The sequence below is a fragment of the Blastomonas sp. genome (assembly GCF_041747255.1).
In the GTDB taxonomy this organism is placed as follows: domain Bacteria; phylum Pseudomonadota; class Alphaproteobacteria; order Sphingomonadales; family Sphingomonadaceae; genus Blastomonas.
This window is the reverse complement of record NZ_JBGTFM010000421.1, coordinates 1-6,351: the sequence shown is the minus strand read 5'-3', so window position 1 is coordinate 6,351 and position 6,351 is coordinate 1. Positions and strand designations below refer to the sequence as shown.

Genomic DNA, 6,351 nt, shown 5'->3' with positions numbered 1-6,351 from the left:
CCTGCTGCCGGTGCGGGTGCTGGGCGCGTTGTTCCGCCGGCTGTTCCTCACGCGCCTGCTGGCCTCGTTCGATGCCGGCAAGCTGGCCTTCTTCAACACCTTGGCGGGCCTCGCGGAACGCAAGGCCTTCCTTCGGCATCTGTCGCCGATCCGGAAGAAGCGCTGGGTGGTCTATGCCAAGCCGCCCTTCGCCGGGCCGCAGGCGGTGCTGGCCTATCTCTCGCGCTACACCCACCGCGTTGCCATCTCCAACCGGCGTCTCATCGCCTTCGACGAGACCGGCGTGACGTTCCGTTACAAGGACTACCGTCGCAGCGGTGCCGAGCGTCAGCGGGTCATGTCGCTGGCGACAGACGAGTTCATCCGCCGTTTTCTGGTCCATGTCCTGCCGCGCGGCTTCCACCGCATCCGGCATTATGGCCTGCTCGCCAGTTCGACGCACAAGGACGCCATGGCGCTCGCCCGCAGGCTGCTGGGTGTCGCCGCACCGATCGAGGAGCCCGAACCGGAAGAACCGCCCGACCATCGCCCGCCATGCCCATGCTGCGGCGGGCACATGACCATCATCGAGGCCTTCGCCCGCTGGTGCCAACCGCGCGCACCCCCAGCACCGGCACTCCCGACCCGGAGACACGCGCCATGATCCGGCATGGCTCGCCCTGCACGACGATCGGACCCATGGTGTCCCGACCGATGGCCCAGCACATGCCCATCCTGGAATCAAGCCGGACGCAGGGCACACAGGCCAGCAAAACCAACGCCGCTAGCAGTCTGACACCGCACAAAATCACGTTGATCAGGCCAGCAGCGACACCGCCGGATCGGCAGCGCTTACCCGCAAAAACCATCCCAGAGCCGCTTTACCCATAGACCAGCGCGTGGGGCCCGCGGGTTCCTGCACTGGAGGCTTTCGTACGCAAGCGCCCGAAACCCTTCACAGACTCAGTCATTCCCGATCATCGACGATAACGTCTGCTTCCGCCGAAAGCCGCCATGCGGCTTTCGGGATCGAGCCCCGACCCCGCTGATAAATGCAACTGGGTGAAAAATTGAATGGCGGCTTCGCTCACTCGTTGCGGACGAGTGCCCGCCTCTATCAGCGCTGTAAGTCGTTCCATCCTTGTGCACGAAACGGCCGTCCGCATGTTTCGACTAAGCAGAGATCAAAGCACGATAGGCTCTGCGTATATGTTCATCGACACTATCCGGTATGATAAAGTCGGGGACGTAAAGTTGCACCGCGCCCAGCGGCAAACCGATGATCGCAAGGCGGCACAATTCGTCGCCCACTCCACGAACTGAGGCGAACTCCGAGAGCGCTGCGGCAATCGCTTCGTTGATCTGCGCTATCTCTCCTCGCAGCGGCTCGGGCGTTGCCTCTCCGAGAAACTCTGACTGCCGGCAGGCGACGAGGATACGCGCTCGGTCAGGGTGCTCACGACAAAACCGAACAGTTTCAAGCGCAGCATCCTCCCCTGCGGTTGCGCGGCCAGAGGCTAGCGCGGCCACGATTCGGGGTTGAAAGCTGTGTGTCGCCGCGAGCCAGGCAGCCGCCAGCAGGCCATTGCGTGAGCCGTAGCGATGGTAGAGCGAGCCGAAAGACACGCCCGTATCCGCTACAATCTCCTGCAATGACACCGTTCCTTGCGTTACCATCCGCCGCGCAACGGCGGCGAAGACGAGTTCATCGCTGACATTTGACTTCCTGCCCATAGTTGATCAGATTTACTAGAAATGATTCTCTAGTAAAGGCTCGGTCAATAATGCTTTGGGTGCTATGCATCGTTGCAACGGTCACGTTGCTTGTGCACACATTGGTGGGCGGACCACGTGTAGCTGCGCCATTGCTGGCAGATACGGGTCTTCCGCGAGCCTCGAAATGGCTGAATTATTTCTGCTGGCATATCGCGACCGTCCTGCTTGCATTCATGGCCGGCGCCTATGGTTGGTTGGCCCTTGGCCAGCAGCCTGAGATCACCCGTTCGGCGCTGGTTTTCTTCGGCGCCTTGAGCCTTGCACTTTCGATCCTCAGCACCGCTGTGGCACTAAAGGGAGACATTCATCCACTTCGCTTTCCATCCACGAGCCTCTTTGCCGTTATGGCAGTGCTCTGTGCGCTTAGAACGGTTTGGGTTTTCTGATCGCGCTGGCTGCTACATTGGACCGCTGTGAAGAATGGTCGCGGGAGGAAAGCGGTAGCTTCTGAACAGTTAGCGTGAACCCCAAATGCAAGGCGATTCATGTCAACTATGGGGTGGCACCAGACTTTTCGCTATTAGCAGAAACGAGGCCAAAGCCGCTATGACTTGCGGGATCGGGCCGCGCCCCCGTTCAAGACCGCATATAGGCGGGAATCCGAACGGCTGACCTTCTTGAGCCTTGAGCATTGAGCATTGAGCATTTTGTGCGATCGGCAAATCATTTCAATGCGTCAGAGGCGACGGTCGAGCACCTTCTATACCGAACTAAAGAATTGACAAGAAAACCTGAACTTCCCACGGAGTCTTCACTGGCGATCCCACTGGGTCTTCTCGGCAAAATATTTGGTCGTGTTGCGCAGCTTCAAAATCGACTATCGGGAATTCGTAGCAACATTACACCCGGCAGCAGGAAAGCCCACAGACCAGAGGCCGGGAGCACCAGCCCGCATAGGCACGGAACAACGATGAAGCTTACCGCTGTGAGGCGACGATAGGAAAAGTCGCTTTGATGCTTGCCTAGACCCGCAATGATCAATCCCATGATGATCATCGGCCAGGTAAAGATCGTGAACCAGAACGCGGCTAGCATGTCCATCGACCAGCTCAGTCCCGCGAACAGCCCGGCATTGTAAATCTGCTCAAGTTGCTCGCTGAAAAGAACGAACGATGCGACGCCGTGGATGATCGCCATCCCAACCAGCACGAAGCCTGTGTATCTCAACATGTAGGCACTCCGGTGTTTACTGGACGCAGGAAGCGCCTCACGCGCGGATAGCGCGGGCTCCATTTTTGTTATTAAATCGCTGTGAACATCAGCGCGCGAAACGGTATCAATATCGCTAGCGCTAGAACCCACATGGTGAACAGCAATGTTAGGGCAATCAATCCAGCCGATGATTTGCCAGAGGCGAGTGCCGGGTAAGCAGCGAAAGCCAGCCATGCAGACTTGTACACCAACTGGATAAGCAGAACGGGAAGGTAGCGGACGGGATCGGAAAACCCGGCAACAGCGACGAGGCCAATTGCCAACCAGAGCGCGCCGAGTATCCGCATAAAGACGTCTATCTCTGTTGCCTCAGCGAAGATGTATCGCCCAGCGGTGGAAGGTGCGATCAGCGTGATGGCTCCAACCAGGCCCGCTCCAACAACAGCGGCACCATACATCATCCTCAGATTGACCAGCGCCGACAGTTCCAAACTACATCTCCGAATGTTACCGGATGTAACATAGGAGGGTGGTCAGCTGTCAAGTGGAATGTTACGCGCGGTCACATGACAGATAAAGCAGGGCGAAAGCGGTATCACCACGGGGACACGCCCGCAGCCTTGCTTGGAGCGGTCGAGACCATCGTTCTTGAGCAAGGCATCGAGGCTGTCACGATCCGCGCAGCCGCGAAAGCAATTGGCGTGTCTCACGCCGCCGCATTCCGTCATTTCACCGACAAGCGTGCGCTGCTGACAGCTTTTGCTACGCAATGCGCGGGAGAACTCGCCGAATATATGGAGCATGAAGTCGCGGGCCAGATCGACCCGCAGATTGCATTCTACCGTGCGGGCGTAGGATACATGCGCTTTGCCCTCGATCGACCGGGAGCATTCCGTACGGTATTTCGCGATGCTCTCATCGACACGGCTGACAAGGACTACTGTGCGGCCATGGCGAGACTGGAGCTGCTACTGCTGGGTGGCACCCCGCAGAGCGAGCGTAAGGAATTGCCACTGCCGGCTCTGCTCGCTTGGGGCGCGACGCATGGACTCGCGACCTTAGCCGCAGACGGTGCGCTGAACGATTTGCCACCCTCGTCACGATCAATTGAGGGATTGGCAGCGGCGCTGGCACTTTTACGCAAATCACTGGGGTAAGTATGCCTCGATCGAGCTACGCTAGCACCTGTTCCTCGCCCATGCTCCTTGCCGAACTTGTGATGCTCACAATCGCGCAGCACGATGCTCGTTTACGGAAACGACGCATCGGATCGACGATGACCGACTTGGGGATCGACAGGGGAATCTCCGGTTCCGGCAAAACGTATGGTGGAAGCCGACCTAAGGGCTTTGGGGCCGCAATCGTCGGCCCGAAATGGTTTGCTTGTGGGTGGCAAGTTGCCAACCACAGTGAGGGCTCGAAAATCGGCTTGCCCCCGCTCAGGCTGCTTTCGCAGCAACCTCGACAATGCGAAACGTCGCTGCGGCCTTGGCGATCATCTCACCATCAGCCTCAATCCTTGCGTCGGCAAAGGCGAGCGTGCGTCCAAGTTTTGCAGGCACTGCACGCACCTCAAGCCACTGCCCGATCCGGCCGACCGAAAGGAAATCCACCGACAGGCTGACAGTCAGCGCGGAACAGCGCTCCATCTACGTCACACAGGCGAGCCCCATCGCATTGTCCGCAAGGGCCGAGATCACGCCGCCGTGAAGCAGTCCACGCCCATTGCAATGCGCAGCGGCGATCCTCAGCCCGAGACTGAGCGCGCCACCATCCCGCCTGACAAAGAGTGGCTCCCACGGATCGGTAACTGGGCTCTTGCGGAAGTGCGGCTCGTAGCCCGATGGGACGGGATCGCTATTCGGCATTATCGTGACCCTACAAAGTCGAGGACCGCCGCAAGAACCAGGTCGGGCGCTTCAAGCTCGGGTGTGTGACCAAGATCGTCGAATGTCACTATCCGCACGCCTTCGTAAAGCCGCGCAAGCGAATGGGCGTTGCTTGCCGGATGCGAGCGATCGGCAGCGCCCCAGATCGACAGGATCGACTGCCGGGGACGGGGCAGCTCATCCTGGTGGTTCATGTAGATCTGGTAGGCGCTTGCCAGCGACCACATTGCGCCATGCTGAAAGGAGCGCTCCGCGCAGGCGCAGAAATGCGGGATCTGCTGCTTGCGTCCGACCGATAGGCCATACCACTGCGGCATGCGCTTGGGTGCCATCCGGGCCATGGCGAGCTGGCCCACGATCGGCCGCGCAAGAATGCCCTTTGGGTCACGGCTCGCCTTCCAGATGGCAAAAGCCTCCGTTCCGCCAGCCTGTATGAGAGCGAGGTGCGAGGCGAGTTCGGGCATACGGCCCGCGATATCGAGCGCGGCGAGACTGGCGGCGCAGGAGAAGGCGAAGATGCTCCCCTCGCCCGCCACCACCCGCAGGAAAGCTGCAAGGTCGTCATTCGTCTCGCGGAATCCGAAGGCATAATCGGCCGTGGTGGCGGAGAAGCCCATGGCGGGCAGCTCGACTACGATCACACGGAAGGGCGCGGAGAAGGCCGCCACCAAGGGTCCGTAGACCTCGATCGTCATCGGCGGGTCGCAGGTAAAGACGATCGTGCGCCCACTACCGGCTTCGAGGTAGCGATATTGCACCTTCGCGGTGCGATGGAATCTGACCTGCTGCGTGGCACTCGCGGGCCAGCCTTTTCGGAAACGCGCCATTTTGGCTTTGCCATCCCAAGTATCGAGCCGCGCACCGATGCGAGTAAAGAGGTCGGTCATGCTGAGGCTTTTGCCCGCGCGGCGCGCGACAGGAAGTGCGCGGCGACCAGCAGGAACAGCGCGATGGCAAGGTGCCGTCCGACAATCGGCGCACCTGCACCCGCGCGCAAGGTGAGCCACGCGTCGCCGAGCGGCATCAGCAGCGCGGCCAAAGCCATCCAGCGCAATGCGGCAAATTCGCTGCGCGCCAGCAGCACAGCGGTCAGCACGGCGATGAACCCGGCCCGCAACCCATAGACCTGCACCCAGCCGAGCGCGTCCAGCTGGTCGACGGGCAGCCCCATATATGTGGCGAAGCCCTGTGGATCGAGCACGGTGCGCACCGCGTTGACGACCTGCAACGCCGCGATCGCGGCTGCCAGCCAGAACCCGGCAGTCCGTGTGCTGCGAAACCTTTGCGCCTGTGTGGTCATTCACGCCTCCCTCGTTGTCGATGGCGGAGGGTTAGGCGATTGCCAGCCGCGCAGCATCTTGCGATATGGCAAATCAATCTTCCGTTCGCGCAAAAGGACAGAGCCGTGCCTCTCGATCCGCAGGACCTTGGCGATCTCATCGCGATCCGCGACGCGGGCACGCTTAGCGCCGCAGCCAAGGTGCGCGGTGTCGCGGTGTCGACCGTGTCGCGGCGGATCGAGACGCTGGAGGGGGCGCTCGGACTGCAACTGGTC

General features: G+C 60.5%; 10 protein-coding genes. 4 read left to right on the top strand and 6 right to left on the bottom strand.

All coding sequences use genetic code 11. From position 1 onward, the window contains the following. The coding region (locus ACEW8G_RS14160; protein WP_373489048.1) for a transposase at positions 1–643 on the top strand (643 nt) is incomplete at its 5' end. A 509-nt stretch (positions 644–1,152) separates the two neighbouring features. On the opposite strand, the gene ACEW8G_RS14155 is transcribed toward ACEW8G_RS14160, so the two are convergent. Beyond that, a complete protein-coding gene (locus ACEW8G_RS14155) occupies positions 1,153–1,713 on the bottom strand; it encodes a hypothetical protein (protein WP_373489047.1) in 561 nt (186 codons plus the stop codon). Between the two features lie 50 nt (positions 1,714–1,763). Here ACEW8G_RS14155 and ACEW8G_RS14150 point away from each other — a divergent pair, with 50 nt between their 5' ends. Then, entirely contained in the window at positions 1,764–2,141 is a 378-nt protein-coding gene (locus ACEW8G_RS14150) for a hypothetical protein (protein ID WP_373489046.1), read from the top strand. A gap of 421 nt (positions 2,142–2,562) precedes the next feature. On the opposite strand, the gene ACEW8G_RS14145 is transcribed toward ACEW8G_RS14150, so the two are convergent. Then, positions 2,563–2,925, bottom strand: coding sequence for a DUF6463 family protein (locus ACEW8G_RS14145; RefSeq protein WP_373489045.1), 363 nt, complete (start codon positions 2,923–2,925; stop codon positions 2,563–2,565). 71 nt (positions 2,926–2,996) lie between these two features. Further along, positions 2,997–3,398 carry a hypothetical protein gene (locus tag ACEW8G_RS14140; protein WP_373489044.1) on the bottom strand — a complete coding sequence of 134 codons (402 nt, stop codon included), beginning with the start codon at positions 3,396–3,398 and terminating at the stop codon, positions 2,997–2,999. A gap of 129 nt (positions 3,399–3,527) precedes the next feature. On the opposite strand from ACEW8G_RS14140, the gene ACEW8G_RS14135 reads away from it, so the two are divergent. Beyond that, the gene (locus ACEW8G_RS14135; protein ID WP_373489043.1) at positions 3,528–4,064 is read left to right on the top strand and encodes a TetR/AcrR family transcriptional regulator; all 537 of its coding nucleotides are present in this window, start codon (positions 3,528–3,530) and stop codon (positions 4,062–4,064) included. A 282-nt stretch (positions 4,065–4,346) separates the two neighbouring features. On the opposite strand, the gene ACEW8G_RS14130 is transcribed toward ACEW8G_RS14135, so the two are convergent. From ACEW8G_RS14130 to ACEW8G_RS14120, 3 genes are all read right to left on the bottom strand, one after another. Beyond that, positions 4,347–4,556: a PaaI family thioesterase gene (locus tag ACEW8G_RS14130; protein WP_373489042.1), complete on the bottom strand. Its 210-nt coding sequence runs from the start codon at positions 4,554–4,556 to the stop codon at positions 4,347–4,349. Between the two features lie 218 nt (positions 4,557–4,774). Beyond that, positions 4,775–5,683, bottom strand: coding sequence for an alpha/beta fold hydrolase (locus ACEW8G_RS14125; protein ID WP_373489041.1), 909 nt, complete (start codon positions 5,681–5,683; stop codon positions 4,775–4,777). Then, the gene (locus tag ACEW8G_RS14120; protein ID WP_373489040.1) at positions 5,680–6,096 is read right to left on the bottom strand and encodes a DUF4267 domain-containing protein; all 417 of its coding nucleotides are present in this window, start codon (positions 6,094–6,096) and stop codon (positions 5,680–5,682) included. The genes ACEW8G_RS14125 and ACEW8G_RS14120 overlap by 4 nt, the downstream gene beginning before the upstream one ends. Positions 6,097–6,201: 105 nt before the next feature. Here ACEW8G_RS14120 and ACEW8G_RS14115 point away from each other — a divergent pair. Next, the coding region (locus ACEW8G_RS14115) for a LysR family transcriptional regulator (RefSeq protein ID WP_373489049.1) at positions 6,202–6,351 on the top strand (150 nt) is incomplete at its 3' end.

Excerpts from the sequence above, each read along its gene's own strand:
- ACEW8G_RS14150 (WP_373489046.1), top strand. The coding sequence starts at position 1,764 with ATGCTTTGGGTGCTATGCATCGTTGCAACGGTCACGTTGCTTGTGCAC.
- ACEW8G_RS14130 (WP_373489042.1), bottom strand. The coding sequence starts at position 4,556 with ATGGAGCGCTGTTCCGCGCTGACTGTCAGCCTGTCGGTGGATTTCCTT.
- ACEW8G_RS14120 (WP_373489040.1), bottom strand. The coding sequence starts at position 6,096 with ATGACCACACAGGCGCAAAGGTTTCGCAGCACACGGACTGCCGGGTTC.
- ACEW8G_RS14155 (WP_373489047.1), bottom strand. The coding sequence starts at position 1,713 with ATGGGCAGGAAGTCAAATGTCAGCGATGAACTCGTCTTCGCCGCCGTT.
- ACEW8G_RS14145 (WP_373489045.1), bottom strand. The coding sequence starts at position 2,925 with ATGTTGAGATACACAGGCTTCGTGCTGGTTGGGATGGCGATCATCCAC.
- ACEW8G_RS14125 (WP_373489041.1), bottom strand. The coding sequence starts at position 5,683 with ATGACCGACCTCTTTACTCGCATCGGTGCGCGGCTCGATACTTGGGAT.